This window comes from Streptomyces sp. NPDC089919, assembly GCF_040684615.1.
In the GTDB taxonomy this organism is placed as follows: Bacteria; Actinomycetota; Actinomycetes; order Streptomycetales; family Streptomycetaceae; genus Streptomyces.
Genome location: NZ_JBFBGK010000143.1, coordinates 1 through 17,285, shown reverse-complemented (window position 1 = coordinate 17,285; position 17,285 = coordinate 1). Strand labels below are relative to the sequence as shown.

At 73.6% G+C, this 17,285-nt stretch carries 11 protein-coding genes; 3 read left to right on the top strand and 8 right to left on the bottom strand.

Annotated elements, in window-relative coordinates; translation table 11 throughout:
* The 3 genes from AB0O40_RS34690 to AB0O40_RS34680 form a co-directional block, all read left to right on the top strand.
* Window positions 1-2,097: CDP-glycerol glycerophosphotransferase family protein (locus tag AB0O40_RS34690; RefSeq protein WP_365049688.1), on the top strand; the 2,097-nt coding region annotated here is incomplete at its 5' end.
* Window positions 2,098-3,282: a glycosyltransferase gene (locus AB0O40_RS34685; protein WP_365049686.1), complete on the top strand. Its 1,185-nt coding sequence runs from the start codon at window positions 2,098-2,100 to the stop codon at window positions 3,280-3,282.
* Between the two features lie 169 nt (window positions 3,283-3,451).
* Window positions 3,452-5,347, top strand: coding sequence for a glycosyltransferase (locus tag AB0O40_RS34680; RefSeq protein ID WP_365049684.1), 1,896 nt, complete (start codon window positions 3,452-3,454; stop codon window positions 5,345-5,347).
* A 79-nt stretch (window positions 5,348-5,426) separates the two neighbouring features.
* Here AB0O40_RS34680 and galE read toward each other — a convergent pair whose 3' ends face one another.
* The 8 genes from galE to AB0O40_RS34640 all read right to left on the bottom strand — a co-directional run bounded on the left by galE (window position 5,427) and on the right by AB0O40_RS34640 (window position 17,050).
* Window positions 5,427-6,425 (bottom strand): UDP-glucose 4-epimerase GalE, encoded by a 999-nt coding sequence (gene galE, locus AB0O40_RS34675; protein WP_365049683.1) that lies wholly within the window; start codon window positions 6,423-6,425, stop codon window positions 5,427-5,429.
* Window positions 6,426-6,497: 72 nt separating this feature from the next.
* A complete protein-coding gene (locus AB0O40_RS34670; RefSeq protein ID WP_365049681.1) occupies window positions 6,498-8,102 on the bottom strand; it encodes a glycosyltransferase family 2 protein in 1,605 nt (534 codons plus the stop codon).
* Between the two features lie 194 nt (window positions 8,103-8,296).
* Window positions 8,297-9,742 carry a GTPase ObgE gene (gene obgE, locus AB0O40_RS34665; RefSeq protein ID WP_365049679.1) on the bottom strand — a complete coding sequence of 482 codons (1,446 nt, stop codon included), beginning with the start codon at window positions 9,740-9,742 and terminating at the stop codon, window positions 8,297-8,299.
* A 165-nt stretch (window positions 9,743-9,907) separates the two neighbouring features.
* Window positions 9,908-10,162, bottom strand: coding sequence for a 50S ribosomal protein L27 (gene rpmA / locus AB0O40_RS34660; RefSeq protein ID WP_008738950.1), 255 nt, complete (start codon window positions 10,160-10,162; stop codon window positions 9,908-9,910).
* Between the two features lie 13 nt (window positions 10,163-10,175).
* Window positions 10,176-10,496, bottom strand: a complete 321-nt coding sequence (gene rplU, locus AB0O40_RS34655) for a 50S ribosomal protein L21 (RefSeq protein ID WP_365049677.1) — start codon at window positions 10,494-10,496, stop codon at window positions 10,176-10,178.
* A gap of 201 nt (window positions 10,497-10,697) precedes the next feature.
* Window positions 10,698-14,657 (bottom strand): Rne/Rng family ribonuclease, encoded by a 3,960-nt coding sequence (locus AB0O40_RS34650; RefSeq protein WP_365049675.1) that lies wholly within the window; start codon window positions 14,655-14,657, stop codon window positions 10,698-10,700.
* 251 nt (window positions 14,658-14,908) lie between these two features.
* Window positions 14,909-15,670, bottom strand: a complete 762-nt coding sequence (locus AB0O40_RS34645) for a TIGR03936 family radical SAM-associated protein (protein ID WP_365049673.1) — start codon at window positions 15,668-15,670, stop codon at window positions 14,909-14,911.
* Window positions 15,671-15,874: 204 nt separating this feature from the next.
* Window positions 15,875-17,050: an acyltransferase gene (locus AB0O40_RS34640; RefSeq protein WP_365049672.1), complete on the bottom strand. Its 1,176-nt coding sequence runs from the start codon at window positions 17,048-17,050 to the stop codon at window positions 15,875-15,877.
* Between the last annotated feature and the right edge of the window lie 235 nt (window positions 17,051-17,285).

The following is a 17,285-nucleotide window of genomic DNA, read 5'->3' as shown; positions in this document are numbered from 1 at the left end:
TTCGCCAAGGACGTCAAGTTCCTCAAGCACGACCTCGTCCTGCACCTGCGCGACCTCCCCCTCCTCGACGACGCCTACCGGCACGAGTTCGCCGAACTCGCCAACGGCTACCTCGCCACCATCGACCCCGGCGCCTACGACCACGTCCAGCCCCTCCAGGCCATCTGCGCCTACCTCCTCAGCAAGGAGGACTGGGACAACCTCCTGCCCACCGCCGAGGCGCTGACCAACAAGGGCCGGCTGACCTCCCCGCTCGCCGAGCACGAGGGCCGGATCTACTGGTGCGCCGAGCACCTGGATGAGCCCGAGGCCCGCCGGATACTGGACGTCACGGCCGACGGCTACCACACCCGTCCGCTGACCGGGCTGACCCTGGGCAACCGGCTCTCCTCGTACGAGGACGACGGCCGCGGCACCGTCCGGATGTCCGGCTCGGTGGTCAACCCGCTCGGCCGCATCAAGCCCGGCGCCGAGCTGAGCGCCGAGCTGGAGTTCCGGGCCCGCCGCCAGGTGGGCGTGAAGTCCTTCCGCTTCCCCGTCGCCGAGGTCCGGCACACGCCCACGGCCATCGAGTGGTCCGCCGAGGCGGACGTGGCCGGCACGGTGCGCCCGCTGGGCGTCATCGACGCCGTCTGGGACGTCCGGCTGATCCTGAAGGCCGACGGCCAGAAGCTGACCACCCGCGTCTCGGTGGGCGGCACGGACCTGGAGGCGGCCCGCTCCCTGCGGGTGCGGCCCCGGCTGACCCGGCTGGTCTCCGACCGCTTCCTGCCGGAGATCACCAAGAAGGGCAACCTGTCGTACGTGCTGACCGCCGAGGGCAAGGCGGCGGTGCGCACCACGGAGCTGCTGGGCGGGGCCATGCAGTCCGCACCGGCCCGGGTGGTCAAGAAGGGCCTGCGCAAGGCCCTCAAGGCCAAGCGGAACTGGGGCTCGGGCGCTCAGAAGGTCAAGGTCTACCACGACGTCTTCGCCAAGCTGCCGGTCAAGAAGGGCCTGGTCGTCTTCGAGAGCCACCTGGGCAAGCAGTACAGCGACAGCCCGCGGGCGATCTACGAGGAGATGCGCCGCCAGGGCGTGAAGTTCGACGCCGTGTGGTCCTACGCGGGCGGCAAGCCGGCCGGTTTCCCGCAGGACGCGACCCTGGTCAAGCGGTGGGGCTGGACGTACCTGCGGGCACTGGCGCAGGCCGAGTTCTGGATCGACAACCAGGGCTTCCCGCTCGCCCTGACCAAGCGGCCGGCCACCACCTACATCCAGACCTGGCACGGTTCCGCGCTCAAGCGCATGGGCTTCGACGAGCCCCGGCTCAAGGCGCAGGGCCGCTCGGGGCAGCAGGCCTTCCAGAAGGCGCTGGACCGCTTCGACCACTTCCTGATCCGGTCGGAGCACGACACCCGCACCCTGGCCAAGGGCTTCCGGCTCAAGGACGAGGTCCTGCTCCGCACGGGCTACCCGCGCAACGACGACCTGGTCGCGGCGCACCGCGCCGAGGCGACCAGCGGCGAGCGGGTCCGCGGCCCGCTGGCGGCCGAGCTGGGCATCCCGGCCGACAAGAAGGTCCTGCTGTACGCACCGACCTTCCGCGCCAACCAGGACGGCGCGGTCCGCGGCTTCGAGCTGCCCTTCGACGTGGAGGAGTTCGCCGAGCGCTTCGGCGACCGGTACGTGCTGCTGATCCGCACGCACTACCTCAACAACGTCACCCTGCCGCCGTCGGTGCGCGGCAAGGTCCTGGACGCCACGAAGGTGCACGACGTCACGCCGGTGCTGGAGCTCGCCGACGCGCTGATCACGGACTACTCGTCGGTGATGTTCGACTACGCGCTGCTGGACCGGCCGATGCTCTTCTTCGCGTACGACTACGAGGAGTACGCCACGGACATCCGGGGCACGTACTTCGACCTCAAGGAAAAGGCGCCGGGGCCGGTGCTGGCCACCGCCGACGAGCTGTTCGACGCGGTCGACGGCCTGGAGGAGGCGGAGGCGAAGTTCTCCGAGTCGCGCCAGCGCTTCGTGGCGGAGTTCGGCGCGTACGACCGCGGCGACGCCGCCCGGCAGATCGTCGAGAAGTTCTTCACCAGGAGAGGCAATTAGTTGACCGAACGGCCCGAGGGGACCACGGCCGCCACCGGCGGCCGTGACGTCTTCCTCGTCTCGAACAGCGTGGACGAGTTGGGTGGTGTGACCACCTGGTCGCACCAGATGGCGGGCCTGATGGCCGGCCTCGGCCACCGCGTCCAGGTGATCGGCATCGCACCCGTCGAGGAGCACCTGCGCCAGGAGTTCCCGGCGGACCTGCCCTACGGCACGACGACGCTGTACGAGAAGAGGCCGCCGACGATCCCCCCGATAAGGGGGATCAGAGGGAAGCTGAACGCCCCCGAGCGGGCCCGCCGGGCCGCCCGGGCCGCTCACATGCGGGAGCAGGCCGACCGGCTGTCCGCCCTCTTCCGGGCCGCCCGGCCCGGGGCCGTGGTCATCGTCACGCAGGTCTGGGCGATGGAGTGGGTGGCGCTGGCCGACACCAAGAACGTCACGGTGATCGGCATGAGCCACGAGTCGTACGCGGCGAGCGTGAAGTCCTCGCGGGCCGCCCGGGTGCGCCGGTACTACCACGACGTGGACCGGCTGCTGGTGCTCACGGCCGAGGACGCCGACTGCTGGATCCGGGACGGCATGGACAACGTCGGCTCCATGCCGAACCCGCTGCCCTTCATGCCCGCCGCCCCGGTCCCGCGGACCGGCAAGGTCGTGGCCAGCATCGGCCGGCTCTCCGACGAGAAGGGCGTGGACCTGCTGCTCGACGCCTGGGCCGAGGTCGCCCCGCGGCACCCGGACTGGGTCCTGCGGATCTACGGGGCCGGCGAGGACGAGGGGCTGCTCCGCGCCCGCTGCACCGAGCTGGACCTGGACGGCACCGTCGAGTGGATGGGCCGTACCTCCGACGTGCTCGGCGCGCTCCGGGAGGCGTCGGTCTTCGCCCAGGCCTCGCGCGCCGAGGGCTTCCCGATCACGCTACTCGAGGCCATGGCCGCGGGCGTGCCCTGCGCCGCGTTCGACTGCGCGCCGGGGGTCCGGGAGATCATCGAGCACGGTGCGGACGGCCTGCTGGCCCGGGTCGGCAACACCATGGAGCTGGCCGCCCACCTCGACGCCCTCATGGGCGACCGGGAGCTGCGCGACCGCCTCGGCGACGCGGCCTTCGCCCATGTCCGCCGCTACTCCAGCGCCGAGATCACCCGGCGCTGGGAGGACCTGTTCGCCTTCCTCCAGCGGTGAGCCCTCCCCCTTGTGGGGCGTGACAAGGTCCACAAACCCGGATCCGGGCACAGGATCTTTCAGGGCACAGCCGACGGGTCACCATTTGAGGAGTGGTGGCCCGTCGTCCGCGTCCGTAACCTCGGGAAACAGGAAGCAGTCAGGGGCCGTCACCCGAGGAAGTACCCGCATGGGCTCGCGCGTCAGTGTCGTCATACCGGTCCACAACACCGAGAGGTACCTCCAGCGCTGTTTCGACTCGGTCGCCGCCCAGAGCCTGGGCGCGGACCGGATCGAGGTCATCGCGGTGGACGACGGTTCCTCCGACGGCTCCGGGGCCTGGCTCGACGCGTACGCCGCCGCCCACCCCAACGTCACGGTGGTCCACCAGCCCGCCTCCGGGGGCGCGGGCAAGCCCCGCAACGTCGGCATCGAGCGGGCGACCGGCGAGTTCCTGTTCTTCCTCGACTCCGACGACTACCTCGGCGAGGAGGCCCTGGAGCGGCTGGTCGCGATGGCCGAGGAGCAGGACTCGGACGTGGTCTACGGCCGGATCGTGGGCATCGGCGGCCGCCCCGCCCCCGTCGACCTGCGCACCACCAGCCCGGACGTGAGCCTCTTCGACTCCCCCGTCTACTGGACCCTGGCCGCCTACAAGCTGTGGCGGCGCTCGCTGGTCACCGCGCACGGCCTGCGCTTCACCGAGGGCCTGCTGCTCAACGAGGACCTGACCTTCGCGGTCCGGGCCCTGCTGGACGCCCGCCGAATATCCGTGGTCGCCGACCACGACTGCTACTACCTCGAAGGCCGGGGCGACGGCACCAACGCCACCCGGCAGGACGTCGACTGGGTCCGCCAGCTCGCGTTCGTCGGCACGATCCTGGACCTGGTCGCCGAGCGGGTACCGGCCGGCCCCGACCGGGACAAGCTCATGGAGCGGCACTTCCACGGCGAGGTCCTCGCCATGTTCGGCGCCCCCTACCTGGCCCGCGACGAGGCCGGCCGGCGGGCGATGGCCGAGGCGGCCGCCCCGCTGCTGGAGTCGTACCTCACCGAGCGGATCACCGCGGCGCTGCCGCCCCGGCTGCGGCTGCGCGCCCACTGCCTGCGCACCGGCGACCTCGATCGGCTGACCGCGATCGTGGCCGCCGACGCGGACGGCGACCCCGGCCCCACCGTCATCGACGGAGACCGCGCCTACGCGCCCTACCCGGGCTTCCGGGACCCGGCCGGCGCGCTGCCGGACGAGCTGTACGACCTGACCTCCCGGGTGGTGCTGCGCCAGGAGCTCACCGACCACCACTGGGACGGCCCGGTCCTGCGGCTGACCGGCCGGGCCCGGCTGACCGGCCTGGGGCCCGGCACCGGGACGCGGACCGGGATCCTGCTGCGCCGCCAGGGCTACACCTACTGGATCCCCGCGCAGAGCGACGAGGACGGCCGCTACGAGGCCGCCGTGGACACCGCGCACGCCGCCGACGGCGGCCCGCTGCCCGACGGCATCTGGACCATGCGCGTCACCGTCGCCGCGGGTGACCTGGCGAAGGAGGCGTGGCTGCCCCGGCCCGGCGGCGAGGCGTACGACGCGCCGCCGCTGCCGCGGATCGTGGACCGCGGCAAGGCCGCCGGGCTGACCGTGGCCACCGTCTTCCACTCCGAGGCCCACGGGCACGTGAACCTGGACCTCGGCGCCACCCGCTACGCCCTGGGCCGCGACGCCCGGGGCGCGGTGCACCAGGGGCTGCTGGGACGGCAGACCGTCGAGGCCTCCGCCACGGTGCCCGGCTGGCCCGCCGACGCGCCGGTGAAGCTGGTGCTCACCGCCCCCGGGAAGCCGCCCTTCGTGACCGCCGGCACCGGGCGGTCCTTCGGCGCCGACCGGGTGAGTGCGGCCGCCGGGCTGGCCGGAGCGGCCCCGGGCACCTGGGAGCTGGGCCTGCGCCTGGAGGCCCCCGGCTTCCTGCGGGACCTGCCGGTGTCCGGCCCGGACGGGGAGCCGGTGCTGGTGACCGTACGGCCCTCGGTGCGGCGGCGGCTGGTCCGCAAGGCCCGGCGGACCCTGGGACGGGTCCGGACGGCCGGCTGACGGCCGGGGACGACAGCGGGCCGCCCGCCGCCGGAGGGGATCCGGCGGCGGGCGGCCCGGTGCATGCGACGGGGTGCGGTCAGCGCACCTCGGGGCCCGCGGGGACCCGGTGCAGGCCCCAGCCGGCCCAGGCGGAGCCGATCATCTCGCGGACGTCGTGGCGGGCCTTCCAGCCCAGCTCCCGCTCGATCAGCTCGGCGGAGGCGACCACGCTGGCCGGGTCACCGGGGCGGCGCGGGGTGACCAGCGGGGTCACGTCGTGCTCGGTGATCTCGTTGATGAGGTTCACCATCTCCCGCACCGACACGCCCTCGCCGCGGCCGATGTTGACGGTCAGGTCGCGCGGGGTGCCGGCCTTCGCCCACTCGGCGAGCTTGCGGGCGGCGACCAGGTGCGCGTCCGCCAGGTCCTCGACGTGGATGTAGTCGCGGATGCAGGTGCCGTCCGCGGTCGGGTAGTCGTCACCGAAGATCCGGGGCGCCTCGCCGGCGTCCAGCCGCTCGAAGACCATCGGCACCAGGTTGAAGACGCCGGTGTCGGCGAGCTCCGGGGTGGCCGCGCCGGCCACGTTGAAGTACCGCAGGCAGGCGGTGGAGATGCCGTGCGCCTGGCCGGCCGCCCGGACCAGCCACTCGCCGGCCAGCTTGGTCTCGCCGTACGGGCTGAGCGGCTTGCAGGGGGTCTGCTCGGTGACGAAGTCGACGTCCGGCATGCCGTAGACGGAGGCCGAGGAGGAGAAGAGGAAGTTCTTGATCCCGGCGGCGGCCACGGCCTGCAGCAGGACCGTCAGGCCCTGGACGTTCTCGTGGTAGTAGAACAGCGGCTTCTCGACGGACTCGCCGACCTGCTTCTTGCCGGCCAGGTGCACCACGCCGGTGATCGGGTGCTCGGCGAAGGTCTCGTCGAGGATCAGCCGGTCGAGCACGGAGCCGACCACCAGCGGGACGCCCTCCGGCACACGGTTCGCGTCGCCCGTGGAGAGGTCGTCCAGCACCACGACGCGCTCGCCCGCGAGCAGCATCGCGCGGACCACGTGCGAGCCGATGTAGCCGGCGCCGCCGGTGATCAGGTACGTCATTCGTCACTCCGTGTTCTGTCGTTCGGGCCCGAGCGGCCGTCGGGGGCCGCGCGGGACGTACGGTGCGGGGTGTCAGCCGGCGCCGGTGCGCGCGGTCCGGGCCGTCCTGGCCCGGTACAGCCGGTTCCTGACCAGGCTGGCCACGCCCTGCACGCCGGGGGCGAGCCGCATCGCGAGCGAGCCACTGGCGGTGACGTACGACTGCACCAGCAGAACACCGTACCTGCTGCTGGGGACGGCCCTGCGGCTCTGCTGGTTCCCGGAGCAGCGCAGCGCGGCCAGCAGCGAGCCGCCGTCGGCGCAGTGCACCCGCAGCCGGACGTCCCAGACCTGCAGGCCGCGGCGGCCCCGGCGGCGGCCGGCGACGGCCAGCGGGGTGAGGCCCACCGGGAGCAGCGCCCGCCAGCAGCCGTCCCCCTCAGGAGTGAGGGCCACCGGGCGGGCCACCGCCGGTGCGTCGCCCCGGCGGCTGGTGAACTCCAGGTGCGCGGTGCGGGGCCCGGCGGCCTCGAGCCGGCCGTAGAGGTCCCGGACCCGCACCTCCAGCTCGCCGTCGAGACCGGTCAGCAGCTCGGCGTCGACGGTGACGGGCAGCTCGGCCAGCGGCAGGGTGGCCATGCCGTCCAGGACGGCGCCGGGCAGCTCCTCGCTCCAGACGGCCCGGCCCTGCGGGTCCGTGGCGTACGGCGGGACCAGGCGCGGCGGGTCGGCGGCGAACTGGACCAGCCGGGCCAGGTCGGCCGGCGGGGTGGCCGAGGCCTGCAGGACGTGCGCGGTCCAGCGGGCGGCGGGCCCGGCCGCGGCGATCTCGGCGGGGTCGAAGCCGGCCAGGTAGTCGCGGGTGGCGGTCCACCAGGCGGCCCGGTAGCCGGGGTCGGTGCCGAGCTCGCGCAGGTACATGCGCAGGTCGTACTCGAGGAACTTGACCCGGCAGGCGTGCGCCAGCTCGGCCGAGCCCGCCCGCAGGATCTCGACGGCCTTGCGGTGCGCGGCGATCCGGGCCTGCCAGTTGCCGATGTCGGCGCGGTCCAGCGAGATGGAGACCTGGGCGGCGGCCCGCCGCACGTGCCAGACGTAGACCAGGTCGGGGATGACGGCGATGCGCGGGGCGGCGGCGAGGACCCGGGCGGTGAAGACGAAGTCCTCGTAGATGAAGCGGCCGTCCGGGAAACGGATGTCGTGCTTGTCGAGGAAGGCGCGCTCGTACAGCTTGTTGACGCAGAGGGTGTCGCGGACCAGGTCGGTCTTGTCCAGTGGCCGGGCGATCACCGACGGCGCTTCGTACAGGCCCGGCAGCCAGGGCACGTCGTGCTGCTGCGGCAGCTCGCGGCGGACGCAGGCGCCGACGGTCACGGGGGCGCCGTACCGCTCGGCGGCGGCCAGCAGCGCCGCGGCGGCGCCCGGCGGCAGCACGTCGTCGCTGTCGAGGAAGAGGACGTACGGCGCGCCGGCGGCGGCGATGCCGTCGTTGCGCGGGGTGCCGCAGCCGCCGCTGTTGACGGTCCGGTGGATCACCCGCAGCCGCGGCTCGCGGGCGGCCAGCTCGTCGAGGACGGCACCGGTGCCGTCCGAGGAGCGGTCGTCCACCGCGATGACCTCGGACACCACGGGTCCCTGGGCCAGGGCCGACGCGACGGCCTCGGCCACGAGGCCGGCGTCGTTGTACGCGATCACCACGACGGCGACGCTGCCGTCACGAGCGGAAGCATTACTTCCGTCCGGGTGCTGAGGGAGCACGTTACTCACCCCGGGATCCTACGGGAGCCCGGTGAACGCTTGGTTCCGGGCCGGGGAACGGGCGGTGCCGCACTCCCCCGGGCCCGGCCGCCCGGGCCGCGGAAGACCCCGCGGCCCGGACCGGACGCACCGTCCTAGAACGGCCGGAACTCGTCGTACTCCTGCTGCGCCGAGTCGCCCCGGCGGGCCTCCTTCTCGCGGCGGCGCTGGGTGGCCGGCCGCGGGGCCTCCATGCGGTGGTCCTCGCCACGGCGGCCGAGCATCTCCGCACCGGCCTGCATGGTCGGCTCCCAGTCGAAGACCACGGCGTTCTCCTCGGAGCCGATGGCCACGCCGTCGCCGCCGCGGGCGCCGGCCTTCACCAGCGCGTCCTCGACGCCGAGGCGGTTGAGGCGGTCGGCCAGGTAGCCCACGGCCTCGTCGTTGTTGAAGTCGGTCTGGCGCACCCAGCGCTCCGGCTTCTCGCCGCGCACGCGGTAGACGTCCTCGACCTCGTCGTAGACGACGGTGAAGCCGCTGTCGTCGACCGCCTTCGGGCGGATGACGATCCGGGTGGCCTCCTGCTTGGGCCGGCGGGCGCGCGCCTTGGAGACGATCTCGGCCAGCGCGAAGGACAGCTCCTTCAGGCCGGTCCGGGCGACCGCGGAGACCTCGAAGACCTTGTAGCCGCGCTCTTCGAGCTCGGGGCGGATCATCTCGGCCAGGTCTTGGCCGTCCGGGATGTCGACCTTGTTGAGCACCACGAGCCGCGGGCGCTTCTCGAGGCCGCCGCCGTACAGGCGCAGCTCCTCCTCGATGACGTCGAGGTCGGAGACCGGGTCCCGGTCCGACTCCAGCGTGGCGGTGTCCAGGACGTGCACCAGCACCGAGCAGCGCTCGACGTGCCGCAGGAACTCCAGGCCCAGGCCGCGGCCCTGGCTGGCGCCGGGGATCAGACCCGGCACGTCGGCGATGGTGTAGACGGTCTGGCCGGCCGTGACCACGCCCAGGTTCGGCACCAGGGTGGTGAAGGGGTAGTCCGCGATCTTCGGCTTGGCGGCGCTCAGCACCGAGATCAGCGAGGACTTGCCGGCGCTCGGGTAGCCCACCAGCGCCACGTCGGCGACGGTCTTGAGCTCCAGCACCACGTCGCCGGCGTCACCGGGCACGCCCAGCAGGGCGAAGCCGGGCGCCTTGCGGCGGGCGGAGGAGAGCGCGGCGTTGCCCAGGCCGCCGCGGCCGCCCTCGGCCGCGACGTAGGTGGTGCCTTGGCCGACCAGGTCGGCGAGGACGTTGCCGTCCTTGTCCATGACGACGGTGCCGTCCGGCACGGGCAGGACCAGGTCCTGGCCGTCCTTGCCGGAGCGGTTGCCGCCCTCGCCGGGCTTGCCGTTGGTGGCCTTGCGGTGGGGGTGGTGGTGGTAGTCCAGGAGGGTGGTGACGGCCTGCTCGACCACGAGGATCACGTCACCGCCACGGCCGCCGTTGCCGCCGTCGGGGCCGCCGAGCGGCTTGAACTTCTCCCGGTGGACGGAGGCACAGCCGTGGCCTCCGTTACCCGCGGCGACGTGCAGCTCGACGCGGTCCACGAAGGTGGTCATGGTTGTTGCCTCCAGAAATGACGGGATTGTGCTCTGCCGGGCACTACTGCCCATTAAACGTCTTGTGCAGGTAAACGCGCCGAGGGCGGATCCGTCTTCCCGGCTTTCGCCGGGAAAGACGTGAGATCCGCCCTCGGGAAGTTACGAACGCTCTGATCTAGGAGATCAGGCGGCCGGAACGATGTTCACGACCTTGCGGCCACGGTGCGTGCCGAACTGCACGGCACCGGCCTGCAGCGCGAACAGCGTGTCGTCGCCGCCACGGCCGACGCCCGCGCCCGGGTGGAAGTGGGTGCCGCGCTGGCGGACGAGGATCTCACCAGCGGAGACGACCTGACCGCCGAAGCGCTTCACGCCGAGCCGCTGGGCATTGGAGTCGCGCCCGTTCCGGGTGGACGATGCGCCCTTCTTGTGTGCCATGTCTCAGTCCCTCTTACTTCGCAGCCGCGGGGATGCCGGTGACCTTGATCGCCGTGTACTGCTGGCGGTGACCCTGGCGACGGCGGTAGCCGGTCTTGTTCTTGTAGCGCAGGATGTCGATCTTGACACCCTTGTGGTGGTCCACGACCTCGGCCTGGACCTTGATCCCGGCCAGCACCCACGGGTCGCTGGTCACGGAGTCGCCGTCGACAACGAGCAGGGTCGAGAGCTCGACCGTGTCGCCAACCTTGGCAGTGGAAATCTTGTCAACCTCAACGATGTCGCCGACAGCAACCTTGTGCTGGCGACCACCGCTGCGCACGATGGCGTACACGCGGATCTCTCTCTCACTCGGGACGGAGCTCCTGAAGCCAGCCGGATCCGGCCGATGCACGGGCGGCCTCCCCCGAGCCGTGAGGCCGGGAGGTGAGGTGCTCAGGAGGGTGGCGTGTCTGAGACACGCCGACGGTCAAGGTTACGGGGCCCGGTTTGAGAGGTCAAACCGGGCCCCGTGACCCCGTTACAGCGACGGCTGTCAGGCGTCGGTGGCGGCCGAGACGGACGGCAGCGTCTGCTGCTCGGCCGCCGCGGTCTTCTTCGTCGCCTTCTTGGCCGTGGTCTTCTTGGCCACCGTCTTCTTGGCGACCGCCTTCTTCGCGGTGGTCGTCTTCTTGGCGGCGGCCTTCTTCGCCGGAGCCTTCTTCACGGCCGCCTTGCGGGCGGTCTTCTTGGCCGGCGCGGCCTCCTCGGCCTCCGGGGCCTCGACCGGCGCCTCGGCGGCCTGCGGGGCCTCCGCGGCGGTCTCGGCCGCCGGAGCGGTCACGACCACCACGGCCGCCTCGGCCGCACCCGCCGGCGAACCGGCCGGGGCGGTGGCCTTGCGGGTGGCCCGGCGGCGCGGACGCGCCGGAGCGGCGGTCTCGGCCTCCGCGACCGGCGCCTCGACTACCGGAGCCTCGACGACCGGGGCCTCGGCGACCGGAGCCGCCACGACCTCGGGCTCGGCGGCCGGCACGACCACCTCGGCGACGGCCTCGGCCGCGGCCGGGGCACCCGCCGGAGCAGTGGCCTTGCGCACCGCGCGGCGGCGGGTCCGGCCCTTGGGCGCGGCCTCCTCCGCCGGCGCCTCGGCCACCGGGGCGGCCTCGACGGTCTCCGCGGCGGCCAGGGCCTCGGACACGACCTCGGCGGCCGGCTCCAGGACGGTCTCGGCCGGCTCGGTCACCGGCTCCTCGTCCACCACCGGGGCGGCGGCCGGGGCCTGGGCGGTCACCGGAGCGGTGGCACCACGGGTGGCCCGGCGGCGCGAGCGACGGCCGCGGACGGCCGCCTCCGCCTCGGCGGCGCTGCTGTACAGCTCCTCGTCCTGCGTGAAGGCGGGCTCGGGCAGCGCCAGCGGCGCGGCGGCCTCGGCCGCGACCTCCGCCTCGGACTCCACGGCCTCGGTCTCGGCCGTCTCGACGGCCTCCACCTCGTGGTCGTGCTCGTGGGAGCGGCCGCGCTTGCGCGCCCGCTTGCCGTTGCCACCGGCCGCGGCCGGCTGCTCCATGTGCACGATCACACCGCGGCCGTTGCAGTGGACGCAGGTCTCGGAGAAGGACTCCAGCAGGCCCTGGCCCACCCGCTTGCGGGTCATCTGGACCAGGCCCAGCGAGGTGACCTCGGCGACCTGGTGCTTCGTACGGTCCCGGCCCAGGCACTCCAGCATCCGCCGCAGCACCAGGTCGCGGTTGGACTCCAGGACCATGTCGATGAAGTCGATGACCACGATGCCGCCGAGGTCGCGCAGCCGCAGCTGGCGCACGATCTCCTCGGCCGCCTCCAGGTTGTTCCGGGTGACGGTCTCCTCGAGGTTGCCGCCCTGACCGGTGAACTTGCCGGTGTTGACGTCGATGACGATCATCGCCTCGGTCTTGTCGATCACGAGGGAGCCGCCCGAGGGCAGCCACACCTTGCGGTCGAGCGCCTTGGCCAGCTGCTCGTCGATCCGGTACGTCGCGAAGACGTCGACCTCGGAGGTCCAGCGCGACAGCCGGTCGGCCAGGTCCGGGGCCACGTGGTTCACGTAGCCGTGGATGGTCTCCCAGGCGGTGTCACCGCTGACGATGACCTTCGAGAAGTCCTCGTTGAAGATGTCGCGGACCACGCGGACGGTCATGTCCGGCTCGCCGTACAGCAGGCTCGGCGAAGAGGTCGAGATCATCTTCGACTTCTTCTGGATGTCCTCCCACTGCGCCTGCAGCCGCTCGACGTCACGGCGCAGCTCGTCCTCGCTCGCACCCTCGGCGGCGGTGCGCACGATGACGCCCGCGTCCTCGGGGACGATCTTCTTGAGGATGGTCTTCAGGCGCGCGCGCTCGGTGTCGGGCAGCTTGCGGCTGATGCCGGTCATCGAGCCCTCGGGCACGTAGACCAGGTAGCGGCCGGGCAGCGAGACCTGGCTCGTCAGACGGGCGCCCTTGTGGCCGATCGGGTCCTTGGTGACCTGCACCAGGACCGACTGGCCGGACTTGAGGGCGGCCTCGATGCGGCGCGGGCCGTTGGCCATGCCCAGCGCCTCGAAGTTGACCTCACCGGCGTACAGGACGGCGTTGCGGCCCTTGCCGATGTCGATGAAGGCGGCCTCCATCGACGGCAGGACGTTCTGGACCTTGCCCAGGTAGACGTTGCCGACGTACGAGGTGGCTTCTTCCTTGTTGACGTAGTGCTCGACGAGCACGTTGTCCTCGAGGACGCCGATCTGGGTGCGCTCGCCGCTCTGGCGGACGACCATCACGCGCTCGACGGCCTCACGGCGGGCCAGGAACTCGGCCTCCGTGATGATCGGCACGCGGCGGCGGCCCTGCTCGCGGCCCTCGCGACGGCGCTGCTTCTTCGCCTCCAGGCGGGTGGAGCCCTTGATGGACTGCACCTCGTCGGACGGCTCGGCCTTCTCGCGGGCCGGGCGGGGCTCGCGGACCTTGACGACGGTACGGACGCCGTCCTCGTCGGCGCCCTCGGACTCGACACCGGAGTCACCGCTGCGGCGACGCCGGCGACGGCGACGGCGGCTGGAGCTCGACCCGAGCGCGGAGCCGTCCTCGGCCTCCTCGGCGTCGTCCTCCTCGGCGTCCTCCTGCGCCTCGGCGTCCTCGGCGGACTCGTCGAGGTCGGCGGCCTCCCCGCGACGGCGGCGGCGGCCACCACGGCGGCGGCGACGGCTCGGGCGGTCGCCCTCGTCGCTGTCCTCGTACTCGGCCTCCGGCTCCTCGGCCGGCTCCTCCGCCTCGTCCTCGTCGGCGGCCAGGGGCTCCTCGACGGCCGGGGCGGCCGGCTCGGGCTCGACGGCACCGCCACGGCGGCGCCGACGACGGCCGGCGGGGGCCGGCGCCGGGGTCTCGACGACCTCGGTCTCCTCCACCTCGACCTCGGCCTCGGCGACCTCGGCCTCCTCGGCCAGTCGGGCGGCCTCGGCGGCGGCGAAGGCGGCCGTCTCCGGGGTCTGGAACATCGGCTCGGTGAAGACCGGGGCCTGGAACACGGCCACGGCCGGGCGGGCGGCGCGGCGGCCCTCGGCGGCCGGCGCCTCGGCGGCGGCCCGCGGGGCGGCGCTGCGGCCGGACGAGCGGGTGGCGCGGCGACGGCCGCGGCCCTGCGGGGCGTCCACGGCGTCGGCCACGGTCACGGCGGGGCGCTGCGGGGCGGCCTCGGCGGCGGGGGCCTCCTCGACGGCGGCCTCGGCCACGGCGGCGGGGGCGGTGACGGCGCGGGTGGCCCGGCGGCGGGCGCGCTTGGGCGCGGCGTCCTCGACCGGCTCCGCCACCACGGCGGCGACCGGCTCGGCGGCCGGGGTCTCGACGACCGGCGCGGCGGCCGGGGTGCTCTCCTCGGCGACCGGGGCGGCCACGGCGCGGGTGGCACGACGACGGGCGCGCTTGGGCGCGGCGTCGTCGACCGGCTCCGCCACCACGGCGGCGACCGGCTCGGCGGCCGGGGCCTCGGCCTCGACGGCCTCCTCGGCGACCGGGGCGGCCACGGCGCGGGTGGCGCGGCGGCGGGTGCGCTTGGGGGCGGCGTCCTCGGCCGGCTCCGCCGCGACGGCGGCGGCCGGGGCCTCGGCGGCCTCCGGGGCCTCCTCGACGGCGGCCGGAGCGGCGGCGCGGGTGGCACGGCGGCGGGTGGCGCGCTTGGGGGCGGCCTCCTCGGCGGGGGCCTCGGCGGCCGGCTCGGCCGGGGTCTCCTCGGCCGCGGCGGCGGCCGGGGCGCTGACCGCGCGGGTGGCGCGGCGGCGGGTACGGGCGGGGGCGGCCGGGGCGGCCTCCGGCTCGGCGGCCGGGGCGCTCTCCGCGGCCGGGGCGCTCACCTCGGCCGGCTCGGCGGCCGGCGTGCCGCCGGGCGGGCCCGCCGGGCGGGACGCCGCGCGGCGCCGGCGGCGCGGCGGCAGGGTGTCGCTGGGGCTGTCGTCCGCGACGTTGCGCTGTGCGGAGGCGTCAGTGGTGGATTCGTTCTCGAGCATGCGGGCGGTTCTCCCGTCACGCTCCCGGGCGCCGCGCCTGACTTCCGGTCCCGCACGGTCCGCGCGGGAAGCGCGGACCGGCGTCCGGGGCGCGTGCGCCGCACGGGAGCTCTAGTCCAAGCCCGCCGGTTCCGCACGTGGTCTCACGTGCGGCCTGGCGGAAGTCTTCAGGTCAGTGCGCCGCCCGACCCAGGTGGCTCCCGAGTACCAGGGCTGCGCATCGGCGACCGTCCTTGCGCGGCGGGACCGGCTTACGCCGTCGCGGCGGCAGGTCCGGCGGCCGTGGGTGTGGCGGCCGTGTCTGCCTCGCGGTCGGGCGCGAGCGGGTCGGTCACCGTGCCGGACTCCTCGTCGAAGAGCCCCTGCGCCAGCCTGGTCACCGCTGCGGGGACCGGCGGCGCCAGGTCGGCCACAGCTCGGAGACCGGACAGGACGTCGTCGGGTCGCACGGCAGGTGTCACGTGCCGAACAACCAGGCGCAGTATCGCACAGGCGTCGTCCAGCGGCCTATCAGCCGGGGCAGGAAGGGCCTCGAGGCTCACTACGGCGCTGCGGGCGTCGAAGGTCCGCATGCCGTTCTTGGTGCGGCGCTGGACCTCCACGGTCTCCGCGCCGAGGAAGGCCCCGGCGGCCCGCTCGGCCTCCGCGAGCGCCACGCCGTCCAGGCGCAGCTCCCAGACGGAGGCGGTGAGCCGGTCGGCCAGGCCCGAGGTGCGGGCCTCCACGGCGTCGACGATGTCGAGGCCCACCGGCATCGACTCGTCCAGCAGCGAGCGGAGGGTCTCCGGGTCGCGCTGGGCGGTGAGGGCGATCTCCAGGTACTCGGCCTCGGAGCCGGTGCCCGTCGGGGCGGCGTTGGCGTACGAGACCTTCGGGTGCGGGGTGAAGCCCGCCGAGTAGGCCATCGGCACCTCGGCGCGGCGCAGGGCCCGCTCGAAGGCGCGCTGGAAGTCACGGTGGCTGGTGAACCGGAGGCGGCCGCGCTTGGTGTAGCGCAGTCGGATGCGCTGCACCGCGGGTGCGGGCGGCGGGCCTTCGGGCTGTCGCTTGCCCAGTGGTTCTTCTCCTTGATGCGGGGCGGCACCGCACGGGCGCCGCCCTTGTGACGTCTGTCGCAGCGGGGGCGGCTACGGGGCCGCGCCGACGGCTGTCGTACCCCCAGGGTACGCGCCCCGCACCTCCCGGCTTCCGTCGGCGCCGCCCGCGCCACCTCGGGCTCAGGGCCGGCGGGCCCGCTCCGGGTGGCCCGGCCGCGGGGTCCGGAGGTCGAAGGCCGCGCTGCGCAGGGAGCGTCCCATGGCCTTGGCGAGCGGACGCTCCAGGAAGCGCTGCACCAGGTACGACAGGACGATCAGACCGGCGACCGTGATCCCGACCAGCAGCCAGGGGTCCGTCCGGGTGCCGTAGCGGTGCACGACGGACACGCCGACGATGTCGTGCAGCAGGTACAGCGGGAAGGTCAGCGTCCCCGCGACGGTCAGTCCGCGCCAGCGGATCCGCCGGGTCCAGCCCAGGGCGATGGCGGCGATCAGCAGGAAGAACAGCGTGACCTCCAGCACCAGCCAGCCGCGCCAGGGCGCCCACGTCGCCCAGTTGTTGCGGCCGTGCGGGGCCAGCAGGAAGTGCAGCGCCAGCAGCCACGACATGCCGACGATGCCCCACAGCAGCGGGGTGGGCCGGAAGCGGTACATGAGGTAGAAGGCCATGCCCGCGATGAAGTACGGCGCCGACGCCGGGTTGACCACCATCGTCAGCAGCGGCATGTGCGCGGCCGGCGTCAGCACCGCGGCCACCGTCCACACGCCGCAGAAGACCACCACACGCTGGTAGGTGAGCCCCTTCCAGACCACCACGGCGAAGGTCAGGTAGAAGCACAGCTCCGGCCAGAGCGTCCAGTAGACCGGGTCCAGGCTCTTCACGCCGAGCGGCACCTGGAGCATCGTGGCGTTGGCGAACAGCACCCGCGGATTGGGGTGGCCGAACGGCGTGTCGAGCGTGTACACGACACAGACCGCCACCGCGATCGCGATCCAGTACATCGGGTACAGCCGGGTCACCCGGGAGATGAAGAAGTCGCGCGGTGAGCGCCCCCACGCGCTCATGCAGATGACGAACCCGCTGATCAGGAAGAACAGCTCGACGCCGAGCCGGCCGAAGGCGAAGAAGTCGTGCGTGCCGGGGAAAAGGCTCTGGTACGGCCGCCCCCAGACCTCCTTCATCGCCCACGGCGTCTGCCCGACGAAGTGGAAGAAGACCACGGACAGCGCCGCCAGGAACCGCAGCCCGTCCAGCGCCGCGAGCCGGTCCCGGCGGGCGGGCGGCGGGGCCGCCGCTCTCGGCGCGCCCGTCCCGTCGGCGCCCTCGGCGGCCGCCGTCATCCGTTTCGTCTCCATCGTTCCCCCCACAGTCGTTCGTCCCCTCTCCGCGTCCCCCGCCCGGACCGGTCACCGGCCTGGTCCGAGGCCGGACATGCCGAGGGACCCGCGGTCGTTCGACCGGCGAGTGCACGAAAAGGTTGTGTGATGCACCGTGTGTGATGCGATAACCCGCAGCCTTCGCGTAGGCCCGGTAGTCCAAGCGGAATCTGAGCTTACTGCCAGGCCGGACCGTGACGTCCTGAGAGGTCAC

Bases quoted from the DNA above. Each gene is read 5' to 3' on its own strand.
- AB0O40_RS34680 (WP_365049684.1), top strand. From the start codon at position 3,452: ATGGGCTCGCGCGTCAGTGTCGTCATACCGGTCCACAACACCGAGAGG.
- galE (WP_365049683.1), bottom strand. From the start codon at position 6,425: ATGACGTACCTGATCACCGGCGGCGCCGGCTACATCGGCTCGCACGTG.
- obgE (WP_365049679.1), bottom strand. From the start codon at position 9,742: ATGACCACCTTCGTGGACCGCGTCGAGCTGCACGTCGCCGCGGGTAAC.
- rpmA (WP_008738950.1), bottom strand. From the start codon at position 10,162: ATGGCACACAAGAAGGGCGCATCGTCCACCCGGAACGGGCGCGACTCC.
- AB0O40_RS34650 (WP_365049675.1), bottom strand. From the start codon at position 14,657: ATGCTCGAGAACGAATCCACCACTGACGCCTCCGCACAGCGCAACGTC.
- AB0O40_RS34640 (WP_365049672.1), bottom strand. From the start codon at position 17,050: ATGGAGACGAAACGGATGACGGCGGCCGCCGAGGGCGCCGACGGGACG.